The sequence below is a fragment of the Microcystis viridis FACHB-1342 genome, from assembly GCF_014698335.1.
Taxonomy (GTDB): domain Bacteria; phylum Cyanobacteriota; class Cyanobacteriia; order Cyanobacteriales; family Microcystaceae; genus Microcystis; species Microcystis ichthyoblabe_A.
Window position 1 is genome coordinate 50,902 of record NZ_JACJSV010000013.1, and the last position, 21,891, is coordinate 72,792.

The 21,891-nt window shown below is 44.9% G+C and carries 16 protein-coding genes; 4 read left to right on the forward strand and 12 right to left on the reverse strand.

The window, feature by feature from the left end:
- Window positions 1-3 precede the first annotated feature (3 nt).
- The 6 genes from H6G40_RS06830 to H6G40_RS06855 all read right to left on the reverse strand — a co-directional run bounded on the left by H6G40_RS06830 (window position 4) and on the right by H6G40_RS06855 (window position 13,077).
- A complete protein-coding gene (locus H6G40_RS06830) occupies window positions 4-1,773 on the reverse strand; it encodes an NAD(P)/FAD-dependent oxidoreductase (protein ID WP_069474039.1) in 1,770 nt (589 codons plus the stop codon).
- 86 nt (window positions 1,774-1,859) lie between these two features.
- Window positions 1,860-3,623, reverse strand: coding sequence for an NAD(P)/FAD-dependent oxidoreductase (locus H6G40_RS06835; protein ID WP_069474038.1), 1,764 nt, complete (start codon window positions 3,621-3,623; stop codon window positions 1,860-1,862).
- A gap of 246 nt (window positions 3,624-3,869) precedes the next feature.
- The gene (locus H6G40_RS06840; protein WP_002733463.1) at window positions 3,870-4,061 is read right to left on the reverse strand and encodes a hypothetical protein; all 192 of its coding nucleotides are present in this window, start codon (window positions 4,059-4,061) and stop codon (window positions 3,870-3,872) included.
- A gap of 157 nt (window positions 4,062-4,218) precedes the next feature.
- Window positions 4,219-9,381: an SDR family NAD(P)-dependent oxidoreductase gene (locus tag H6G40_RS06845; protein ID WP_190537447.1), complete on the reverse strand. Its 5,163-nt coding sequence runs from the start codon at window positions 9,379-9,381 to the stop codon at window positions 4,219-4,221.
- 8 nt (window positions 9,382-9,389) lie between these two features.
- Window positions 9,390-12,482, reverse strand: coding sequence for a type I polyketide synthase (locus tag H6G40_RS06850; protein ID WP_002734202.1), 3,093 nt, complete (start codon window positions 12,480-12,482; stop codon window positions 9,390-9,392).
- Window positions 12,483-12,831: 349 nt separating this feature from the next.
- The gene (locus H6G40_RS06855) at window positions 12,832-13,077 is read right to left on the reverse strand and encodes a beta-ketoacyl synthase N-terminal-like domain-containing protein (RefSeq protein WP_069474036.1); all 246 of its coding nucleotides are present in this window, start codon (window positions 13,075-13,077) and stop codon (window positions 12,832-12,834) included.
- A 465-nt stretch (window positions 13,078-13,542) separates the two neighbouring features.
- Between H6G40_RS06855 and H6G40_RS24130 the strand changes: the two genes are divergently transcribed.
- Window positions 13,543-13,779, forward strand: a complete 237-nt coding sequence (locus H6G40_RS24130; protein ID WP_396680327.1) for a hypothetical protein — start codon at window positions 13,543-13,545, stop codon at window positions 13,777-13,779.
- On the opposite strand, the gene gcvT is transcribed toward H6G40_RS24130, so the two are convergent.
- Complete coding sequence (gene gcvT / locus H6G40_RS06860; RefSeq protein WP_002732746.1) at window positions 13,748-14,854, reverse strand: glycine cleavage system aminomethyltransferase GcvT; 1,107 nt, start codon at window positions 14,852-14,854, stop codon at window positions 13,748-13,750. The genes H6G40_RS24130 and gcvT overlap by 32 nt on opposite strands.
- Window positions 14,855-15,207: 353 nt before the next feature.
- Here gcvT and H6G40_RS06865 point away from each other — a divergent pair, with 353 nt between their 5' ends.
- Both H6G40_RS06865 and H6G40_RS06870 read left to right on the forward strand, forming a co-directional pair.
- Complete coding sequence (locus tag H6G40_RS06865; RefSeq protein WP_069474035.1) at window positions 15,208-15,549, forward strand: hypothetical protein; 342 nt, start codon at window positions 15,208-15,210, stop codon at window positions 15,547-15,549.
- 136 nt (window positions 15,550-15,685) lie between these two features.
- A complete protein-coding gene (locus H6G40_RS06870) occupies window positions 15,686-15,844 on the forward strand; it encodes a hypothetical protein (RefSeq protein ID WP_155117891.1) in 159 nt (52 codons plus the stop codon).
- A gap of 140 nt (window positions 15,845-15,984) precedes the next feature.
- Here H6G40_RS06870 and H6G40_RS06875 read toward each other — a convergent pair whose 3' ends face one another.
- Window positions 15,985-17,682, reverse strand: coding sequence for a serine protease (locus tag H6G40_RS06875; RefSeq protein WP_069474034.1), 1,698 nt, complete (start codon window positions 17,680-17,682; stop codon window positions 15,985-15,987).
- A 376-nt stretch (window positions 17,683-18,058) separates the two neighbouring features.
- Window positions 18,059-19,156 carry a tRNA preQ1(34) S-adenosylmethionine ribosyltransferase-isomerase QueA gene (gene queA / locus H6G40_RS06880; protein WP_069474033.1) on the reverse strand — a complete coding sequence of 366 codons (1,098 nt, stop codon included), beginning with the start codon at window positions 19,154-19,156 and terminating at the stop codon, window positions 18,059-18,061.
- A gap of 160 nt (window positions 19,157-19,316) precedes the next feature.
- Between queA and H6G40_RS06885 the strand changes: the two genes are divergently transcribed.
- Window positions 19,317-19,706: a hypothetical protein gene (locus H6G40_RS06885; protein WP_002733765.1), complete on the forward strand. Its 390-nt coding sequence runs from the start codon at window positions 19,317-19,319 to the stop codon at window positions 19,704-19,706.
- A 3-nt stretch (window positions 19,707-19,709) separates the two neighbouring features.
- On the opposite strand, the gene H6G40_RS06890 is transcribed toward H6G40_RS06885, so the two are convergent.
- The 3 genes from H6G40_RS06890 to H6G40_RS06900 all read right to left on the reverse strand — a co-directional run bounded on the left by H6G40_RS06890 (window position 19,710) and on the right by H6G40_RS06900 (window position 21,768).
- Complete coding sequence (locus H6G40_RS06890; RefSeq protein WP_002733478.1) at window positions 19,710-20,762, reverse strand: LOG family protein; 1,053 nt, start codon at window positions 20,760-20,762, stop codon at window positions 19,710-19,712.
- Window positions 20,763-20,896: 134 nt separating this feature from the next.
- Complete coding sequence (locus H6G40_RS06895; protein WP_002732419.1) at window positions 20,897-21,571, reverse strand: HAS-barrel domain-containing protein; 675 nt, start codon at window positions 21,569-21,571, stop codon at window positions 20,897-20,899.
- 2 nt (window positions 21,572-21,573) lie between these two features.
- Window positions 21,574-21,768, reverse strand: coding sequence for an NAD(P)H dehydrogenase subunit NdhS (locus H6G40_RS06900; RefSeq protein WP_002732940.1), 195 nt, complete (start codon window positions 21,766-21,768; stop codon window positions 21,574-21,576).
- Window positions 21,769-21,891: the final 123 nt, after the last annotated feature.

Here is a 21,891-nt window from a genome sequence, read left to right on the forward strand (position 1 = left end):
TCCTTAAGAATTGGTAGCTTCTGCCAGCCAAGGCTGGAGTTTTGGTTGATATTGATAAGTTTTAAACTCTTGACGCATCGCTTCAATTTCGCTGTTGGCGGGCAGTCCTTTGGTTTTAAACTTATAAATTAACTCGCCGATAGTTGCTTGTCCTGATAACCCTAATAGGCGCAAGAAATGGTAAATATGGCGGGGATTGAGACAACCTTGAATACCAAATCCTTTCCATTGAAAGAGTGCATACCAGAGGGCGGCATAAAAACAGGTAGCTTTTAAACCAGCAAAAACATTACACCGCCGCGGTTCAAACTTGGTATTTTCCAGGAAGTCATCAAAGTGTTTGAGAGTGTGATAACCCTTGAAAAGTTGATCGCCCCGGTAACAATCCATCAAGCCAATATTGACATCCTTGTCTGCTAGTTCGGTAAATTGTTCATTTAAATCAGCAAACAGTCCATCAATATTGCTGTTTAGAGTTTTGAGAAAGATGGGAATATAGGTGAGGTCCAAATGCCATTTACCTACATACATGGGAACTTGTACCCCAAACCACCACATATACTCAAAGTAAATGCGCCAACTCATCACACTGGCTTGTCCTAACTGTTTGGCGTGTCCCCGATAGAGACAGTTGACACTACGGGAGTAGGCTAAGTTAAACTCATTGTAAGCAGCCCGTTTTTGTTCCGCATCAGCTTCACCTGCGAGTTTGGCCCGTACAATCTCCGTTATCCCTTCAATAGCTAAAGCAATCGTGGTGGTTCCGTAGGAATAGAAAGCATCGAAGATGTAAGCAGCGTCGCCAAGGACATACCAATTGTCGGGAGAAAATAGGGTTTTGCTTGTGTGAGAAATCCTCGGCCAATAGTGGAAATCTACTGCTTCTCCACTGTCAATAATATTGGCAAGAATTTGGTGGTTATTTCGCAGGAAATCATGGAATTTTTCCTGGCTGTTTACCTGAGTAGAATTAATCACATCATGGTGATGAATCACACCAATAGATAATTCCATTGTTTGGGTGTCAATCGGAATCATCCACAGCCAATGTCCTTCGCCAAAATAGTGATTAGTCGAGTAATAATGGCTGGTTGAGGCATTAAGAGGATCGTAGCCACTGTGAAAGATGGTACGATCTACATTTTTGACTCGCACCCAGGCAGAACCCGTGTTTAATCCCATTAAGTTTTCTGGACCAAATAGGAGGTTGTCAGTCTTGCGTCCGATGATAAATTTCCGTCCTGCTGCATCGATAACGTGTTTGGCTTGCAGTTCCATTCTTTCATCGCCTACCTTGATTTTAACTGTTTTAATGGCATCGCCAGGAGTTAAATCAACATCAACAACTTGCCCGTTATAGAAGTTGATTCCCATGGCTTTATCCATTTTTAGCAAGTCTTGTTCAAACTTGGAGCGGTTGATTTGAAAAGAGGGAATGGGAACTTGTCGGTTCGAGCCAGCATGATAGTAGTCGTCGATTGTTTCAGTTTTTGCTGGATTTTTGGGCCAGTGAAAGTTAAGCCCTTGTTTGGGAGCATGATTTTCAATTAGGTAATCATGTAGTCCCAATTCTTTAGCGAGAAAAAGAGCGGCAATTTCAATGGTGGACTCGCCAATTTTTAAGTCCTTATCTGTGCGTTGTTCGGGACGAGGATCCACTAGAGCAACTTTGATATTGGGAATCTTGAGCATCAGGTGTCGCGCTTGACATAAGCCAGCAAAACCAGCCCCCATAATGACCACATCATACTCTTTATCTTGAGTCATTTGCATTGATTTACTCCTGAATTAATCGACGTTATTTTTGGCAAATTGCTTGAATTTGAGAGAGTAAAAAACTGTGAGATTTGAACCAAGTTTTAAGAAAGTTCAGCACTCCAGGGCTGTAACTTACCTTGATAGCGATATTCTTTGAATTCTTGGCGCATTTCCTCGATTTCGCTATTATCTGGCAGACTACGAGTCAAGAAGTTATGACGCATTTCTCCCAGGGCTGATAATCCACTTTGGGCTAACAAATAGCTAAAATGAGCTAAATTGCGGGGTTTCAACAGGCCACGCCAGCCAAAACCTTTCCACTGGAACATTGCATACCAAATTGCCACATAGAAAAAGGTATTCTTCATGCTGGTGAAAATGTTACAGCGTTGGGGTTCAAGCTTGCTATTTTCTAGGAAGTCTTCAAAGTGTTTAAAGGTATAGTAACTGCCGATTAGTTGATCGGCTCGAATCGCATCCATCAAACCCATATTAACTCCTCGCTCTACCAATTTGTTACAATCTTGATAGACATCGACGAATAAGCCATTGAGAAAAGTGCGGAAAGGACCAGTAAACTGTTTGAGAAAAGCTGGATCTAAATGCCATTTACCGATGTACATAGGAACTAAAACGCCGAACCACCACATATACTCAAAGTAAATCCGCCAACTCATGATACTGGCATGACCTAACTGTTTTTGATGTTCCTGCATGAAAGTGTTGACGCTATCAGAAAAAGCCAGATTGAAGTCATTGTAAACAGCCCGTTTTTCTTCAGCATTGGCCTCGTTTGCCAATTTGGCGCGGATAATTTCGGTAATGCTTTCAACGGCGATGGCAATCATCGTCGTTCCCAGGGAATAAAAAGCATCAAAAATACAGGCTGAATCTCCCACTACATACCAGTTATCATGCGAAAACATCACTTTACTTTTGTGGGCAACTCGGGGCAAATAATGAAAGTCAACCAACTCGCTATTTTGCAATAATTTATAGAGAACCGTATGGTTGGCTTTCAAAAAAGCAGTAAACTTTTCTTGGGTGTTTATGGTAGCTGCGGGAATGACATCGTGGTGGTGAATGACTCCCAGAGAAAGTTCTTTACTATCTCGATCAATGGGAATCATCCACAACCAATGACCAGGGCCAAAGTAATGGTTGGTAGCGTAGTAATGACTGACAGTGGTTCCTGCTGGATGATAACCACTATGGAAAATGGTCCGATCTACATCTTTAATCCTTACCCAAGCGGAGCCATTATTAACTCCTAAAAGTTGGTCTGAACCAAAAATGAGATTGTCGGTTTTTTTGCCTATAATAAATCGGCGACCAGCCGCATCAACAATGTGCTTGGCTGTTATTTCTATGGTTGTATCCTCTAATTTGACTGTGACGGTTTTGAGTTGATCGCCTTCGGTTAAATCTACATCGACAACTCTTCCGTTGTAGAAGATTGCTCCCATTTCCTTATTCATTTTGAGCAAGTCCCGTTCAAACTTTGCTCGGTTGATCTGAAAAGTCGGAATCGGGGGTTGACGATTGATCCAGACGTGATAATAATCGTCAATTGAATCAGTTTCAGCCAGATTTTTCGGCCAGTGGAAGTTCAGTCCCGCTTTAGGAGGATGATTTTCAATCATGTAATCATGCAGTCCCAACTCTTTACAGATGAGTAGGGCGGCTATTTCAACTGTAGATTCGCCAATTTTGAGATCTGTATCGGGTCGATTTTCGGGACGAGGATCGATCAGCGCCACCCGAATATTAGGGATGTTGAGCATCAGGTGTCGCGCTTGACATAAGCCGGCAAAGCCAGCCCCCATAATTACAACATCGTAGTGCAAAGCTTGAGTCGTGTTCATTGATCAATTTCTCCTGATAAAGGGATGAGAATCACGGTTCTTCGTTACTAGGTCCGGTTTGATCGGGGGGGCATAAATCGACTAAATCCTGATCTGGCAAGAGATTTAATTGATTAGTTCCTTCTAGATCAACAACAATTGACAAAAATCGCCTAATGTCTTTCTTTATAAGGTTTTCATGCCTTATAATCCCCGTCTATTACATAACACACACCGAAGAACCAGAATTACGTTAAGTTAGTTCAATTAAGAGGGAGAATCCTCTGAGGAAAGTATGGTTCGGCTCTCCATTAACCATTTTTCGATGCGTCGCCCTTGCCACATCCAAAGTCCAGTGAAGCTTAGGAGGGGAAAGACAACAATCCCGACGGCTATCAGCATTCCTGGATGATTGCGCCAGGGGGAATAGATAAAAATCCCTAACAGAAGTGATGCCAAAATGTGGATCAGTCGGAGTTGGCTTCTCAATGATTTATTCGGCTTGTACATGACAAATTTTCCTGGGCAGATAGATAGAGAAAAGTGAGAAAGCAGAATCTAGTCAGTAGGTTGGTCTGAGGATGGGTTTCCCCCCCATCCTAGAGAGCAGGTTTTTCTAGACCATTAACAGAGCGGCTTCCCTGGTGGTCGCCCTTGCGACTAAAGATTGCTTCACCGCCTCGGGCCAGGGTGCGGCTACAGCCGTTCCATCTTTTCGCCGCTCCACCCAAGCCACATCTTGTTGACCGACATGGAGTTTTTCCAAAGTGCCATCAGGCTGTTCCCGGAAGAACTCAAAGTTGAAGGATGCGCCACACTCGGACACTGAACGCACATAGAGAAGGGTGCGAATGCGGTCAAAAGGCATCGCTTCGCGTAGATAGTCCATGCGGGTATAGAGACAGACCATTTCCCCACAGGGATTAGAAATCCGCAAATATTCGGGAGCAACTGAGTAAAGAAACAGGTCGAGAATGCGTCCTTGCCAGATGAAATAATTGCCGTAGTAAACATTACCGACCAAATTCGATTCTTCCAGGGTGGTTTGGAAGACCTCAGACCGCAATAACCGTCCATAGCGGCTTTCTTGTTGTGGAATGTCATCAATGACAGCCCCCGGCTTGAGGGAAGCAAGGCTGGCGGGTAGGGGAGCCAGAGGCAGGGTTTCTGGGTGTTTTAAATCAAGGCTGGCGGGTTTGTCAGCGGCAAAGCGAGCCAAATAGTCTTGGAGATAGGGCGGGAAAGGCATGGGAGCAGGAACTCCATAGCTGACTAACCGCACCCAAGTGGCTTTAACTTCGGCAATCGCCAGACGCTCTAGGGAATTATCGGGCAGTACCTTACAAAACTCGATGTAAGTCTCAAAGGAAGAGCCGACAATATTGCCCACCCAGGCTCGCGCTTGAATCACATCATAGGAGGTGGCTTCTCCCACAACTCGCAGGCTAACGGAATTGGTAACCATGCCCCAATCTCCGGTTAAGAAGTCGGCTAACATTTGCTGGGCAATACTTTCCATCGGCAATTCCCGAATTTTGCCAATCCAGCGAAAATATTGGGCAAAGTAAACATGACGGCTAATGCTACCACTATCTTTGAAACTGACTTGATAGCGTTGCTCATAGACTAATTGTCCTTGCGGGCCATCATGGGTGTAGCGAGAGCTATGGCTGTCAATTTTCCCAGGCGTCGCTGGGATAATCGCCGCTTCCGTTGCTTGAGGAGACTGGAAATTAGCTTCTGTGGGGACAGACACTGGGATGTGGGAAACCACAATTGCCACCATCCGTTCCGGTGGACGGGTTAACTTGACAGGGACAGTCAGCACTTGAGACTCACCCTCCGGGGTTGAGGTGGATAACAAGACCCCATCTCCCTGTTTCGCCACTAGACAAAATTGCGGATCACTACCATTAAAAGCTTTGCGAACTGCTTCTGTGGCTGACCAAATCCTCATACCGGCCCGCTCTTGGGTGTCTCCTTGGCGCACTAATTGCTCCATCAGTTGACTGCGGCGATCACTTAAGAGGGCGACCCAGTCCTCGGTGCTGCGAGGGGTAATTGCTTCGATATCACAACCTTGGGGAGTTTCAGCCACAGTGCAGAGACAATAGCGATCGCAGTGAGATAAAGAAACATTTAACCCAGAAACTTGTGTCCCGCTCAGTTGAGGCTTACCAGAGGGGAGAGACTCAAGCTCGAAAACAAGTTTTTGCTCGGGTTTGAGTCCTAGCTTAGTTTTCAGCGCGCGTTCTACAATGGGTTTTTCCTGTTGGCGGCGCTGTTCTAAGGATTTCCCTTGCAGGTTAGGCGCATAACCAAGCGCAACGGTAGGCGGTGGAATCTCTAATCCCTGGCAAGTTGTCTGTAACACTTGTCGCAGGTGTTGGCGATCGCGAATTTCAGGATTAACTAACTCAGCCGCCGTCGGATTTTCTGGGTGTTCTTCGAGAATCCGTAGGCGATATCCACTCAAGCGTTCAATTAGGTTCCCCTGCTCATCGGTAGCAATCACTTCACTAATATACTCCCGATCTTCCCGCGCCAATAGGTTAACGGTGACAAGGCGGCGACCTTGATCGCTGCTGGCCGGTTTAAATCGCTCAATCTTGGCAATTTCCACGGGTAAACAGATATCTTGGGGAATGGTCAACTGTACCGATTGGAGCAAGACATCGCGAAAATAGGGATCGCCGAGGATTAAAGACTGATTCAATCCTTTGCTAAAGCTTTGATTGGATAAATCTTCTCCAGAAAGTTGAGCGTGGGAACGGAAGACACTCTGTTTTTCACTAAGGGTGTAAATTTCACCCAGGCGTTGAAAACGTTCTCCCTGGAAGAGTAAATCCCCGTAGAGATCGGTTTTGGGAGCGATTGGGAGAGGTTGGCCTAATTCGGGTTTTTCCTGAAAAGCAGAAGTCAACTCTCCGAGAATGAGATTGGCAGAAAAATGAGCCAGAGAAAAGCCCGTTTGCTCGGTATAAATACCCACTTTAACTCGACGTTCCCCATTGCTGGTAGCCTCGGCAATTTCTGCTTCAATTTGAATCTCAACCCCAGTCTCTGGATTAACGACTATTGGTCGTCGCAGAGAAATATCTTCCAGGCGAACAATTGGCGGGTTTGAGGTCCCTGTCAGGTAAGCTACAGCTTGGGCCATGGCACATAACCCAAACACGGTGGGGAATAAATAAGAACCGCGCCAAAGGTGATCCTTGACATAGAGATCCTTCTCTAAACTCAGATGAGTCCGCACAGTCAAGGCTACCTGTGGTTCCACATATTGGACATTTTCGATAAAGCGCAGTCCGGTGGGAGCGGGTAAGGGGGTTGGTAACCAGGTATCTAAGCCACCTAAACGAGCGGTAATCACTACCTGTGAGGTGCTTGGTGCGGTTTGGAAAAGCTGGAGAAAGCGGCTTACTCCTTCACGGGGAGAAATCGCCTTGATCCCCATGCGCTCTAGATGCTTGACACTGCCAAGACGCGCTCCCATGCCGATTTCATCCCAAACGCTATAAGCAAGCGCCAGCACCTGGGTTTGGGGGTGTTGCCGTTGGTACTGTTGTAACAGCAACGACAGGGATTCATTGGCAAAGGCATACCAAGCATTACCAGGCATTCCGGTAACGCCGATAATCGAACTAAAAGCGATAAAGAGCTTGGGTGGGTTAGAGGCTAATGCCTGCAATAAGTTGTAAGCTCCCAAAAGTTTGGGTGAGACTTCTGTTTGAGCATCTTGGGGTCTAACTTGTTCGACGCGACGGGGTTGATTGAGTCCGGCTCCGTGAATTACTCCCGTGATGGGTCCTAATTCCTGGGTCACTTGGTCAACTAACTGCTGAACCTCGGTAGGGTCGGCAATATTGCAGCGATAGTAAGCACCGGTGAGTCCTTGGGCTGCTAAGCGCTTGAGAGTTTGGGCAATTTCGCTGTTGCTATCTCCGGCTGCTGGCACTGCTGCTCGCCCCACCAAAGCCATTTTCACTCCCGTTTCTTGTCCTAAAGCGAGAGCGCATTCGGCGGTAATTCCCTTGGCTCCACCTGTCACCAGAATTACGTCTGAGGCCGACCAGGTGAGGGAACGGGGCGTATAATCAATCGGCTGCTGTAACTGAGCTTGGGGGATTAGCCTTACTTGTCTCGCATCATAGCCAACGGTTGTAATCCCCTCATCTCCGGCTAGTTCCTGAATTACTAATTTACCGGCCTGGGTTGGTTCAATTGCTGCCGCTAGGTCGATTACCCGGACTCGTGCTTCTTGGCGCTCTAGATGAACACTGCGGGCAAAGGCCGCGGCTGAAGCGACTGCGGGATGGTATTCTCCCTCGCTGGTGCCAAAACGCCCCCCACCAAATTGAACATAAGCTAAAGTTGCCGAGGGATTGGCGTGGCTAATGGTAGCAACGCTGCTGAGGCGAGTTACCATGGCGGCGAGGGGTAATTCCGATGGCAAGGGGGAAACACCGGGTAAAATCCCTAGATAGTGGGAGAATGAACCGATACTGGCGGGTTCTGCCGCTGCGATTTCGGCGTAGGTCTTTTGTTGGACTTGAGCGCCCAATTGCTCTAATTGCTTGGTAAGAATTTTAGCAATCGATGTGGCAGCATCAGAGACAATTAAGACTTGAGCTTGTGACCAATCAGTGGCAATTGTCGGAGGAGTCAGAGGTTGAGGCACATACTCAATGGCGTAGTTACGGACCCAGTTGCTTTCCGGGGGAGGATTATTTTGGCTCCCTTGCAGCACTGGTGTTTTCTCTGAAGCGGCAGTTTTGACAGAGGGTTGGTTTGATACCTTCTCCAGCGCCGCAATGACATCCGCTAAAGTTCCATTCGCTAAGGCTGAGGGATCTAGTTTTCCCGTTGCTCCCACTTGTTTGACTGCTGTAGCAACTAGCTCGGCTGCTTTAATAGAATCGAGGTTTAAATCATCAAGAAGACGCAAATCGAGGCTGAGGGTATCTTTAGGAAACCCAGTCTTTTCTTCGACTAATTCCAGTAATTTTTGGGTAATATCAAGGGAATCTGAAGGCGGCAAAACCAGAGGCGTAACTTCTATTTGCTCAGGAACTTCCGTTAGCATTTCCACAGAAACAACGGCATCAATAGCCTGTTTTACTTCTTGCAAAGTAGCATTAGCTAAAGCAGAAGGATCAATTTTTCCGCTCACACCAAAGGTTTTGGCGGCTGTCGCTACTAACTCGCCAGCTTTGATGGAATCTAAATTCAAATCATCTAGTAGTTTGGCATCAAGATTAATGCTGGCTACTGGATAGCCAGTTTTTTCGGCAACTAACTCAATTAAACGTTTTTCAACAGTTAAATTGGTTTGGATTACTGTTGTTTCTGGGATTCGCTTGCTATTGCCATTGCTATGACCATTACTATCAACAGTGCTATGACCATTACTATTAACAGTGCTATGACCATTACTATTAACAGTGCTATGACCATTACTATTAACAGTGCTATGACCATTACTATTAACAGTGCTATGACCATTACTATTAACAGTGCTATGACCATTACTATTAACAGTGCTATGACCATTACTATTAACAGTGCTATGACCATTACTATTAACAGTGCTATTTACCTGAACACTGCTCTGAAAGGGAATCAGATTAGTTGCTGGACTTTTAAGCAAAATATAAGACTGAAGATCTGCTTTGATAACTTGGGACAAAAACTGGCTTCGGTTAGAGAAGTAATGGGAGAGAAGTTTAACAATCTCTTGATTGCCAACTGCTTGTTTGGAGTCAGAAGAATAAGTCATAATGTCCTCTAGGCATTGTGAGTGTTTACAAAGGGTAAGCTTTGGATATCGGCACTGATTAACTCAGAGAGAAAAGAACCACGTTCCAGCAGGTAATTTGCTAAGACTGTTGTTAGTTCATCATCTGCAAAAAGACTTTCTGGTTGGGAAAAATTCGAGGAATGAGCGAGAGCCGTATTTGGTGATGACTGTTGTATTTCTCTCCAAGAGAAGGCAGAACTCGACTCAATTTCTTCAAGAGATACCGGAAAAGATCGTTCGCAGGGATTATCAACAAACAGACGCTCAGCAGCCGGGACAAAAGGACGAACCAGTCGTTGTTCATACAACGCTTGCCAGTTGACTTCACCTCCTTGCACAAAGTAAGCGGCTAAAAAAGTATTCAAATCGCGAGCGATACCCGGTTTTGACTCTAGGGGAAAACAGAGGGGAGAAGGAACTATTGCTCCTACTAAACCAGAAAGCACTTTTCCCGTTCCAACTTCAACTATCAAGTCACATTTATTCTTCAGATTTTCGACCAGAGAAACAAAATTTACCTGAGCAACAATCTGATGAGCAAAGTGTTCTTTTAAGTTGAGTCCTGAATTAACTATCTGGCCGTTGACACTGGTAAATAGAGGCAGAGAAACCTGTTCTAAAATCTCAGGAATGGGAGCTTCTTTTCGCAAATATTCAGCTGCTTTCGCCACCATTTGGGAGTGAAAAGCATTTGCTACCGGAAGTTGGCGGACTTGAATTTCTTGGGCTAATGCCAGGTCACAAACAGCAGCAACACTGGTTTTTTCTCCAGAAATAACCGTCTGTTGAGGACTATTGATATTAGCAACGGTTACATAACCAGAAATCCCTTGTAAGAGCTTTTGCGCGGTGGCATCCGAGCAAGCTAAACTCGCCATTGTCCCGATAGAATCGCCCTTAACTGTCATTGCTTTTCCCCGCATTGCGGCAAAGCAAAGGAGGGTTTTTTCATCATAAGCACCAGCCGCTTCAAAAGCAGTCAATTCGCCCAAACTATGACCCCCTAGTGCCACTGGTTCCAGTCCAAGTCGTTTCAGGTAATGCTTCCACAGTAGTGAAGTCAAGCAGATTGCTTGCGGTGCAACATCGGTGAGAGCGTTAAACCATTGTTCTACTTGTTGTTGGTTAACAGCGCGGTCAAGAGGACGGTAAATTAATGGACTAATCGGTTCAAAACCAGATTCAATCAGCCATAAATCTGCCTGTTGCACTAACTCTCTTGCCCAAGAATATCGCTCCACCAAAGTCCGGGCCATGTTCAGCTTTTGTGAACCTTGTCCTGGAAAGAGAAAAGCTACTCGAGAACGCTGCACTTGATGGGCGAGCCAGATGTCTTTTCGCTGGGATATATATGTTTCTCCCGCGGCTGGGGGTTGAGAGTGAAGAATGTTGATTAAATGCTCCAAGCGCTCCAGTAATTCTCTGGGGTTTTCTGCCACAATGGCGGCGCGAATTGAAGTCTGAGGGGACAATGTTTGAGCATTCTGCGCTGCTAAATCCACCATATCTGCTAAACTCATCCCTTTGGCTTGTTCTGAGAAAATTTGCAGATATTCTAGCAGTTGGGCAAGAGAATTAGCCCCGAAGACAAAGATTTCGCTATCTTGGTTGGAGACTAAAAGCGAACGCTGGTCTAAACTGGGTTTTAACCGGGGGGAGGGTGCATCACCAGAAGAAAGGGTCACATGGGAGTTAATGCCTCCAAAACCCATCGCCGACACTCCCGCCCGTAAAATCTCCGTTTCCGGGTAGATTTCCCCTAGTTGCACTGGATATAAACATTGGGCGCTCTCCTCGAAAACGGGATTCGGTTCTTGACAGTTAACGGTAGGGGGAACGATCCGCTGATTAACCGCCATGACCGCTTTAATGAAACCCCCGATCCCGGCCGCTGCTTTCGTATGACCAACTAGGGATTTAAAAGAAGTCATGCCACAGGAACGAGGGGGGGCAGGTTTCGAGGCGTTCATGGCTAGGGCTACCCCTTCAATTTCAGCCCGATCACCTACGGGGGTTCCGGTTCCATGTCCTTCAATAAAATGAAGAGACTGGGGACTATAACCGGCTTTTTCGTAAGCTCTTAATAGGGCTTTGGACTGTCCCACCTTAGAGGGTGCGGTAATGCCTCCTTTGCCGTCGGAGGACAACGCCCAGCCGTCCAACAGGGCATAAATGTAGTCGCCATCGGCCTGTGCGTCCGCTAAGCGTTTGAGGACAACAAAACCACATCCTTCTCCTGGAACAAAACCACTGGCTCGGCGATCATACACTTTCATATCCTGAGCCGTCAGTGCGCCGGTTTTGGCGAAACCAATTAATTCAAAGGTATCGAGACTGATATCAATGCCACCGGCTAAGGCCATGTCTAAATCGCCATTACTTAAAGCGTTGGCGGCAGTGACAACGGCGATTAGGGAGGAGGAACAAGCGCCATCGACGGTATAACCACCACCGTCAAAATTAAAAAAGTTACAGATTCGTCCGGCTATGGTGTTGGACAGTCCCCCAGCTAGGGTATCTTCGGTAATGGGTGGGAAAACGGATTTATAGAATTTCTCCATTGTTTCGAGAAGTTCTTCCACAATTGTTCCAGACAGTCCTTTGACTTCGGCAGCAGCCCGCAAGGCTCTTCGTACGTAGGGCCAACGTAACCGCATCACATTCGAGCGAGTATGTTCTCCAGTTAAGGAATTGCCGAGAATGACTCCAGTTTTCTGGGTGGGAACGGTATCTCGACGATACCCAGCATCTTCGATCGCTTTGTTGGCCACTTCTAAGGCTAACCAATGCACGATGTCGGTTCCATCGACCGTTTTTTTGGGAACTCGACGATTAATCCAGTCGAATTGAAAGCCATCAATGAAGGCCCCGCGTGTTCCGTAGGTTTTATCGGGAGTGGCGGGATCGGGATCATAATATTCCGAGAGTGGTAAACGTTGATCGGGAAACTGGCGAAATTGACAACGACGCGCCAAAATATTCTCCCAAAGTTCGCTTAATTGGTTGGCACCAGGGTAATGGCAACCCATTCCGACAACGGCTATAGGATGAGCGATTTTATCGCTTTGAGTTTTCGGCATTTTTTTCCTTGTTTTGAGGACAATATTTGAGTAGAATTTGCCATCTCAAGTGTTAAGCCAAACTCGGACAAATGGGTCGAGTTCGTAACTATTCTGATTGATTGGTATCAATTGAAATGCATACACAGCGAGTTTGTCACAAAATTGGCCAATTGTTAATGGCGTTTGAGATGCTCTCACCCTGGTATATGAGCCAATTTACAGGGTAATCGCACGTTCTTTTGTATAAAATCCCACATTCCGCACCCTCAACTGTCACATAAGCTGTACCCCTCCAGAGACTTGAGTAAAAATACTTAGCTGGTGAAGGTTTTCTCGGCACCAGCTAGGGGGGTCTTGAAACCCCTAATTATGAAAAAAATTGAAAGCCATCAATGAAGGCCCCGCGTGTTCCGTAGGTTTTATCGGGAGTGGCGGGATCGGGATCATAATATTCCGAGAGTGGTAAACGTTGATCGGGAAACTGGCGAAATTGACAACGACGCGCTAAAATATTCTCCCAAAGTTCGCTTAATTGTTTGGCACCAGGGTAATGGCAACCCATTCCGACAACGGCTATAGGATTGGCGATTTTATCGCTTTGAGTTTTCGGCATTTTTTTCCTTGTTTTGAGGACAATAATTGTGTTTGATAACTATCTGGTTATCCTAGGAGCGGGGGAACCCAGCCAGGTCTTTTTTCGGTATTTCCCGAAAGCTTATGATTTATTGTCATTTAGCAATTACAACTATCTTATTTGCACTCAAAATAACCTTGATAAAATCACGGTATATAAGCCAAGGTATTCAATTATTCAAAGTATTTTCCAGAGAAATGTTAAAGGGAAAACTTTAGCATTTACTCTATAGTTGTAACTTGTTCACAAGTATATGGGTAAGTTTCGGCAGTGACAATCGAAGTTTGGGATGTTAAGGGAGAAGATAAGCGGCTCTTCTGGAAGTTTAGGATGTTAAGCAAGAAGATAAGCTGCTCTTCTCGACTTTGTGTGATCATCAGTGCTGATCATTCGTAGGAGTCTTGGCGACGGCAAGGCTTTGAAGAGTCAATTCGGGAGCATCTCATTTATGCATTAGACAAGGAAAATCAAGCTCTGCGGGAAAAGATAGCCGAGCTGGAGAGGAGACTGGGATTAAATACTCAGAATAGTTCTCAGCCTCCTCAACAGACGGACTTAAGAAGGAACAAAGAACAAACAAGTTCTTACTCAAGTTCTCAAGGGGGAAGTTCTGGTTTTTTCCTAATTTGTCAAGACCTCGGTAGTTACGTTACTTTTTACTTTTATAAAAGGGTTTTTTGACTACGGTAGCGGGGTGGGTGCTGCCGCGGATTTCCACTTCGATCGCCTGTCCGATCGAGGCGAAAGGTGTGGGAAGATAGGCTAAAGCGATCGCTGTGTTTAAAGTTGGTGATAAAGTGCCACTGGTGACTTTACCCACCACTTCCCCAGCGAATACTACTGGATAATCGTGACGGGCGATATGTTTGCCAGACATCTGCAATCCCACCAAGCGCCGATTGACACCATTAAGTTTTTGGTCTTCGAGGACATTGCGACCGATAAAATCGCCTTTTTCTGGCAGATGAACCAACCAATTTAAGCCAGCCTCTAGGGGACTCGTGCTATCGTCGATATCCTGTCCATAAAGGGCTAAAGCTGCCTCTAAACGCAGGGTATCCCGGGCTCCCAAACCGCAGGGAGTCACCCCTAAATTTAAGAATTCTGTCCAAAGTTGCTGCCCGATTTCAGGGGGGGCCATAATTTCAAACCCATCTTCTCCCGTGTAACCGGTCCTAGCGATAAAAACTTTTTCCCCGAAAAGCTGGCTTTCCCAGTGATTAAACAGGCCAAAATCGCTTAATTTTTCCCCGATCAAGGGCTGTAAAATTGTCGCTGCCTTTGGTCCTTGCAGGGCAATTAAGACCCTTTCTCGGGATAAATCCTTTAATTTGACCCCCGAACCCTCTAAATTGCCTAAAATCCATTCTCGATCTTTATCGGTGGTTGAGGCATTAACAATTAATACGCCTTGGCTTTCGCTTTGGTAGTAAAAGATAATATCATCGATTATGCCACCGTCTGGGTTAAGTAAAACGCTATACTGTGCCTTTCCTGCCCTTAAACGGGCTAAATTAGAAGGAACTAGGGTTTGGAGAGATTGAACCAGATTATCTCCAGTTAAGATAAATTTGCCCATGTGGGAAATGTCAAACATCCCGACACCGTTGCGGACAGCATTATGTTCGATTTTTAGGCCGCTAAACTGTATCGGCATCTCCCAACCCGCAAAAGGGGTAAATTTGCTGGTTTGTTGGGCAATTAAGTTGTATAAGGGGGTACGAATAGCGGGGGAAGTTGCTTCTTGGTTAGCCACGGTGTTCTCGATCGAATGGTTTTCTGCCTAGAGTAGCATAGCAGTTATCAGTTATCAGTGACCAGTTATCAGTTATCAGTTATCAGTTATCAGGCAACACCAGGACAGGTGAAAACCATCTCTCGTTTTCGCGGTTAATAAGGATCTTCGTTACTCTTTATGTTTTTCTTGTCAAAAATAATGATAAGATTGGATGTATTCTATTCCCGCTTATGTCTAACTCTTATTAATTTTTCTTGGAGAGAGGGAAAAATGGGGAGATTGGTTATTTTCTTATTTAACCACTATACCTTTAAACCCTTATCTTGACTAAAGTAGGATAGTAACGCTATTGTAAAAAACAGGATAGAGTTATGTCGCTAACAATAAAGAGGATAATTTTTTTTACTATTTTGGGTGGGTTCGCATTAGCTTGGATAAACGATAGTTATTTTCCGACTCAAAAGGAAACATATTCCCCCTCATCTTCAGAAACTCAAAAGGAAACATATTCCCCCTCATCTTCAGAAACTCAAAAGGAAACATATTCCCCCTCATCTTCAGAATGGGATGAATATCAACAAGCGGATGATCCAGCGACAAAGCTTGTAAAAAATTGTGCATCTGAGGCGGGTATTCCAGAAAATGATCCAAAACACGCAATCACTCCCTACGAAATGCAAATACTGACAGATTGTATAGATCGGAACCGATAGCTTATATCACTCTAAATATCAGACTGATAACGGTTAGAAAAAATGTGGTCGCTACCTGTATTTTAGGCTATTATTTAATTGAAATAAAATCTATTTTCCCCAATGACAGCCATAAATCTACCCCCAAAGCTGTCTAATGAATCAGAAAAAGATTATCAAATTTTTCTTAGTTATTGCCTTTTGGGTGGCGATCGCTAAATCAGCAAGCTTGCCAAGAAATCAGTGGGAAAAGCCGGAGGATCTGAAAAAAGGCTATATGAGTTATCTTCTCAATTCCAATGGTGCGATCAAGTGAAAAACTATGATGCTGCCATTGCCGAGTTTACTGGGGAAGTTTTAGCCGAACAAGTTGGCAAGGATGTAGTTAGTTCAGGGCAAGCGAGGTGAAATTAAATATAAGATGATCCCTACTTAATCATTAAATTTGTCATATTTTTACTTGACAATAACTTGCCACTCCCTTAACCTTTCTCGCACTCTGTCAATGGGAATTGCTAAACCGCAGCCTAATTTAACGGCATTTTCTAGGGGTTTAGGAGTAGAGGGATTGGGACAAAATAAACCCGCTTGGGAAATCACTCCCACCACTTGATTTTTATCGTTTAAAACTGGACTTCCCGACTGTCCAGAAACGACAAACATGGACAAACTTAAGGATTTTTCGTTATTATCATTAACCGTGCCTTTGCTGACAGTCCAATCTTTTTGATTAAAAGGATTACCGATCGAGATTACCGGTTGATTAGGGGCAATTGGTAGGGGTGCTAAAGCTAAAGGTTTTAAATCTGGTGGGGGATTTTTTACCTCTAATACTGCTAAATCGAGCCAATCGTTAGGGGGGGTAGCGTGGAGAATTTTAGCTTTTGAACGCTTGCGGATTTTTCCTTGGGGTGGTTGGCTATAATACTCCACAAAAATGCGGGATCCTGCATCGATTTCTTGACGGGAATTCGTCACCACATGGCGGTTAGTCAAGATCCAAGCTGTGTCTTGATTTCGTTTTAATAACCAACCAGTGCCGATACCATTTTTATTTTTGCCGCGAATGACAATTTTAACAATTGAGCGTTTTAAATTCACCAGAGGATCACTCTTAACACTGGGAATTATCTCTGGCATTTTTAATAATTCGGGATTGTCGTGAATTAATCGCCCCCGTTGGATTTCCTGTAAAATAAATCTAGCTTCTGATAAATTGGGATCAATTTCTACGGCCTGCCGACACCAATTTAGACCCTCATCGATCTGACCGTTGTTGATATAGATATAACAGAGATTTTGGTAAATCTTAGCATTTTTAGGGCTAATTTGCCGCGCCTGTTGAAAAACTGCCATGGCTTCCTCTAGTTTTCCCTGTTCCGCTAAAGCTTTGCCCAGATAATTATAAATATCCCCATCTTTAGGAGCGTAAATTAAAGCCTGTCGATATATTTGCTCTGCTTCCTCCCATTTCCCCTGTTTTGCTAGGGTTTCTCCTAATTTTTTGTAGGTTTCACCCTGATTAGGTATCAATTCTAGAGCTTGCTGATAGGCATAACTGGCCTCTGGCCAGAGTTGCTGTTCACTGTAGGCCTTTCCCAGATAAAAATAGGCTTTTCCCTGACTAGGATCGAGAAAAACCGCTGCTTGCAGAGCTTTCGCCGCCTCATCCCAACGTTGTAAACTATAGAGGGCTTTTCCTAGCTGAAATTGCGCTTTAAAAGTTGGTTTAATGATCATTGCTTTTTGGTAAGCATCGATCGCCTCTGACCATTTTTCCTCCTGCGCGAAGATATCCCCCAAAGCCACTAAATAATTACTTTGGGAGGGTTCCATCGGTGGTTTATGATTAACGATAAAGCCACGATCATAGGCTTGTAAGGCTTCAGAATAGCGTTTTTGACTTTGCAAGACCTGAGCGATTTTTATATGGGCTTGGACTGAATTTTCGTCAAAAGATAAAACTGTTCGGTAAGCAGACAGAGCCGATTCCTTCTCCCCCGCGGCCAAAAGTCGATCGCCTTGCCAGAGATAGGCCAAGGCAATAAGATAAAAAATAGCAAAGGGAGCGGCGACGATGAAGGCAATAATTAAAAATATTTGCAGGGGTTTGCTAGAATAGCGGCGACCGATTTTAATGTCTTTTCTTTTCATTTCTTGGTTAGGATAGACAACAGGCTAGAGGTGGTTCGATAATCGACCTAGACCAATTTAGATGCGCGGGCCGCTTATACATATTTTTCCCCTTTCCTGTTGCCCTTTCCGCAGTTCTAGCCCTCCTTCTTTCTGGGGTGTGGATGTAATTTTGTCCAACTACTTAGGGTTTGCTGAATAAATCTAAAAACCTTGTTGGACAAAACTTTTAGACTTTTTTTCCCTCAAAAAGTGCCAGCCATTGCGGGGATCGGGGGGAAAATTCTGGGACTTTTTCCCTGAAAATTAGGTAACTGACTACCTCAAAATCGGTAAAACCCCACACCCCACACCCCACACCCTGCCACCAGGAAAAGCTTTTTGCCGCAAACCCTACTTACCGATTACTGCTGCAAGCGCTGGGTAGGATTAACATAGCGTCACCGAAGGAATAGAAACGGAAACGCTCTTGGATAGCTGCTTGATACAATGCCAATAGTCTTTCCCGTCCGACTAAGGCACTGACTAACATCATCAAACTGGACTTGGGTAGGTGAAAATTAGTGATCATGCCGTCGATAACTCGCCATTGATAACCCGGATAGACAAATAAATTCGTTTTTCCCTGAAAAGCGGTTACTTTATCGCTCTTAGTTTCTTTAATTGCCCCTTCCAAGGCGCGAGCTACCGTAGTTCCTCCGGCGATAACCCGGCCACCTCTAGCCTTTGTTTGGGCAATTTTTTCGGCAGTTTCGGCGGAAATCTCTAAAAATTCCCGGTGCATTAGGTGTTCTGTAATATTTTCCACTTCCACGGGGCGAAAGGTTCCCACTCCCACATGAAGGGTGATATAGGTGGTATCTATACCCTTCTGGGCGAGCTTATGGAATAATTCGGGAGTAAAATGTAATCCAGCCGTGGGAGCGGCTACAGAACCCTGTTTATAACCGTAAACTGTTTGATAACGGTCTTCTTCTGCCTCTGATTCGGTGACGTAGGGGGGGAAAGGAATATGACCGTACTCCTCCAACATATCCCAAAAACTGCGTCCGGGATGACGTTGAAATTCCAGCAGACGACCACTGGTGTTCAGATCTCGATCGATTACTTTCGCTAACCATAATTTTTCTTTGTTTTCCGTTCGCCCTGTTTTCGGATAAAAAAGGACTTCTGAACCGACTTTAAAGCGTTTTCCTGGTTTCACTAGAGATAACCAACGATGGTCATCTTGTTCTTCCAATAGTAATATTTCTATGGGTGCGCCGGTGGTTTTACGACCAAATAAACGGGCCGGAATCACGCGGGTATCGTTGAGAACCAACAAATCCCCCGGCTCTAACCAAGTAGGTAAATCCCGAAAAATAGCCAAATTATGACTATTAGGAGAATCTACCACCAAAAGACGGGAACTGTCTCGGGGTTCTGCGGGATTTTGGGCAATTAACTCCGGAGGAAGGTGATAATCGTAGCTGGAGAGTGATTGGTCAGGGATCATCGTCGTTATCATCATAAAGATCTTCGCAAAAGTCGGGTAATTCTACCCAAGCGAACTTCACTAAATCGGGGATTTCTCCCCTTGGTATCTGGAACGGTTTATCGTCAGACTAGAGATATAACACTAATCGTGACTGTTAGCCAACATCCCAGCGGCCAATATGGACTATCTCTATTTTCTTGCTAACGCTAGTTTAACGCTACGAGTCACCGAGTACCTGCGATCGATGACTCATCTACCCTCCTCCGTCATGACGGTTATTCATCAGATTAACGGTTGGGTGGTCAAGGTAAAGTTTAATCAAATGCTTACTCCTTGCCAACACGGGGATTTTCGCGCCTACATGAATGAGTTAGGGATTCCCTATCAACCGGAAATGCGTCTCCAGATGGTTTTTTGGAGTTTGGAAACGGGACAATCCCCCATTGATGTCATGCGTCGTTACCAAGTGGCGATCGTCTCCCATGGTACCCCGGATCAGCAAGATATAGAGGCTTTTCGGCAACAATTTACTAAGGGTTTAGGATACTGTCCAGAAACTCTGGCCTAGTATTTATTTTCTCTCGGGATGCTCTTCAAGGGCAACTACAGGACTTAAATCGTTGATGTGATCAATTAATTGATACAAGCGTCCGTAACTCTTGCCGTTGAAGTAAAAAACTAGACGAGGTAAATGGTGGCTGGAATCCCGATTCTCTCGTTCTAGAATTTGACTGGGTTCGATTTTCCCTTTAACTAGGATATCGCCGAAGTTTTGGTTAATTTGTTCGATCTGTTCCTCGCTTAGTTCGTGATTAAGACGAATAACAAAGGATTCTCCCACAAAACGGCTGGAGTGATAGACCCGATAGAAGTGGCGAATTGTTTGACAAGCGTGGTTTAGATCGTTGGTAATAGTATAAAAATTCCGATCTTCGGCGGATATCAGTCCTCTTTTTTGCAGATTTTCACTAATTTGTTCTTGCCAAGTTTGCCAGTAATCCCCATCAGGCTCATCAATTAATACTAGGGGTGCAGGTCCGTATTTACCGGTTTGACAGAGGGTAAGCGTCTCAAAGGCTTCATCTTGGGTGCCGAAACCGCCGGGGAATAAAGCTACTGCGTCACTTTCCCGCAGAAAAAATAGTTTTCTGGTAAAGAAATATTTAAAATCGATTAATTTGGCATCATTTATGATATAGGGATTAGCCCCCTGTTCAAAGGGTAGCTGAATATTTAATCCGAAGGAATTTTCCCGTCCGGCGCCTTCATTCCCTGCCTGCATGATACCGCCGCCAGCACCGGTTAACACCATAAAACCGTATTGACTGATACAGCGTGCGAACTCTACTGCCAGACGGTATTCACTGCTATCGGGTTTGATGCGTGCCGAGCCAAAAATGGTCAGTTTACGAATGTGACGGTAGGGGTAAAATACCTGAAATCCCTTTTCTAAATCTTCGATCGCATAGGTTAGAATTTTCCAATCGAGGCGATCGATTTCCTCCTCGGCAATTCTGACTATTGCTTCCAGAGATCTTTGAATCCATTTGCCATCTTTTAAGTGGGGCAAATGTTGCACCAATTTCAGCAAGTCTTCGGTTAATTGAGAATAAGAGTTGTCCATTTATCAGGTATCAGTTTTGCAGCAATCCAGATATGAATGCTAATTGTACAAAGTATCCACAAGTTAACTTGGTTTGGAGTTTGAAGAATTGCTCAGAAGACAATTCATAATTAAAATCAGCAACGCCGAATCATCTAAGGACTAATATGAATTTGACTGAGAATATAACGCAAGCGATCATAATCATCTTTAAGTAAAACACTTAACTGTCTGCCCACATTCACTAACCATTGTCGATCGGCTTGACGCAATTGATACATCTGACGGATAGAAGCGGCTGCCAAAGCTTCCACGGGAGTATTTTTGACCTGTAATAAAATTCTTAAAAAGTCTAATTGTTCACTAAAATAAACCACTTCTAACGACTCACATTGATAAACTGCCTGGTGAATTTGTGGGGGGCGGGGAGGAATATATTGATAGATATAACCTCGCCCGGAACCATTGCCATTAAATTGTCCTGGCAGGGTTTCAAAACCGACAATAGTTGCCCGAAATTCCGTTTTTAACATAGCGAAAATCTGCGGCTGTTGTTCCCGCAATTCAGCCAAAGATAACCCCAAAGCTCTAGCACGATGTACCGAATCGATGGGGGCAGTGGTGGCAAAGGTGACAATCCCAAAAATCTTATTACCCGTTTCTTCATCGTAGGCTTTTACCCAACTACCAAAAGCGGGCATAAAAGGAAAGTTTAACTCCTCTGGTTCCAAACATTGCGCTAAGAACTCGGTCGTCGTCGTCTCGATAACTTCGGCGATATGATCGGGATGGCGGTTATCCGTGGCTAATTGCGGTAAGGGTGGACGCATGGTTATTTTTTGCCTTTAGCCGGGGCAATAATTAGTTCTTCTAATTCCGAGAGATTAAAGGTGACTAACTTATCCCAGTTGCCCCCCTCAAAAAGAACGGCCACTTTCCCATCGCTTAAACGCTGGGCTAAACCTTCAAATTTATAGTAGGTATCATCGGGATTGGTGACTCGAACGGTACTACCTGGCAAAATCATAGGATTGACGACGAAATTATAATATTAGGGGTCGAGAAGGTCGTCACCGACCTCCCCTCCCATTCAGAACCGTGCGTGAGACTTTCACCTCACACGGCTCCTAGTTTGACTGTTCCCTTGTTA

What these genes read in the sequence shown, in the direction of transcription:
- H6G40_RS06865 (WP_069474035.1), top strand. Translation starts at nt 15,208, where the DNA reads ATGTCGCTAACAATAAAGAGGATAATTTTTTTTACTATTTTGGGTGGG.
- H6G40_RS06895 (WP_002732419.1), bottom strand. Translation starts at nt 21,571, where the DNA reads ATGCGTCCACCCTTACCGCAATTAGCCACGGATAACCGCCATCCCGAT.
- H6G40_RS06835 (WP_069474038.1), bottom strand. Translation starts at nt 3,623, where the DNA reads ATGAACACGACTCAAGCTTTGCACTACGATGTTGTAATTATGGGGGCT.
- H6G40_RS06855 (WP_069474036.1), bottom strand. Translation starts at nt 13,077, where the DNA reads ATGCCGAAAACTCAAAGCGATAAAATCGCCAATCCTATAGCCGTTGTC.
- H6G40_RS06870 (WP_155117891.1), top strand. Translation starts at nt 15,686, where the DNA reads ATGAATCAGAAAAAGATTATCAAATTTTTCTTAGTTATTGCCTTTTGG.
- H6G40_RS06885 (WP_002733765.1), top strand. Translation starts at nt 19,317, where the DNA reads ATGGACTATCTCTATTTTCTTGCTAACGCTAGTTTAACGCTACGAGTC.
- queA (WP_069474033.1), bottom strand. Translation starts at nt 19,156, where the DNA reads ATGATCCCTGACCAATCACTCTCCAGCTACGATTATCACCTTCCTCCG.
- H6G40_RS06830 (WP_069474039.1), bottom strand. Translation starts at nt 1,773, where the DNA reads ATGCAAATGACTCAAGATAAAGAGTATGATGTGGTCATTATGGGGGCT.
- H6G40_RS06890 (WP_002733478.1), bottom strand. Translation starts at nt 20,762, where the DNA reads ATGGACAACTCTTATTCTCAATTAACCGAAGACTTGCTGAAATTGGTG.
- H6G40_RS06845 (WP_190537447.1), bottom strand. Translation starts at nt 9,381, where the DNA reads ATGACTTATTCTTCTGACTCCAAACAAGCAGTTGGCAATCAAGAGATT.
- H6G40_RS06900 (WP_002732940.1), bottom strand. Translation starts at nt 21,768, where the DNA reads ATGATTTTGCCAGGTAGTACCGTTCGAGTCACCAATCCCGATGATACC.
- H6G40_RS06850 (WP_002734202.1), bottom strand. Translation starts at nt 12,482, where the DNA reads ATGCCGAAAACTCAAAGCGATAAAATCGCTCATCCTATAGCCGTTGTC.
- H6G40_RS06875 (WP_069474034.1), bottom strand. Translation starts at nt 17,682, where the DNA reads ATGAAAAGAAAAGACATTAAAATCGGTCGCCGCTATTCTAGCAAACCC.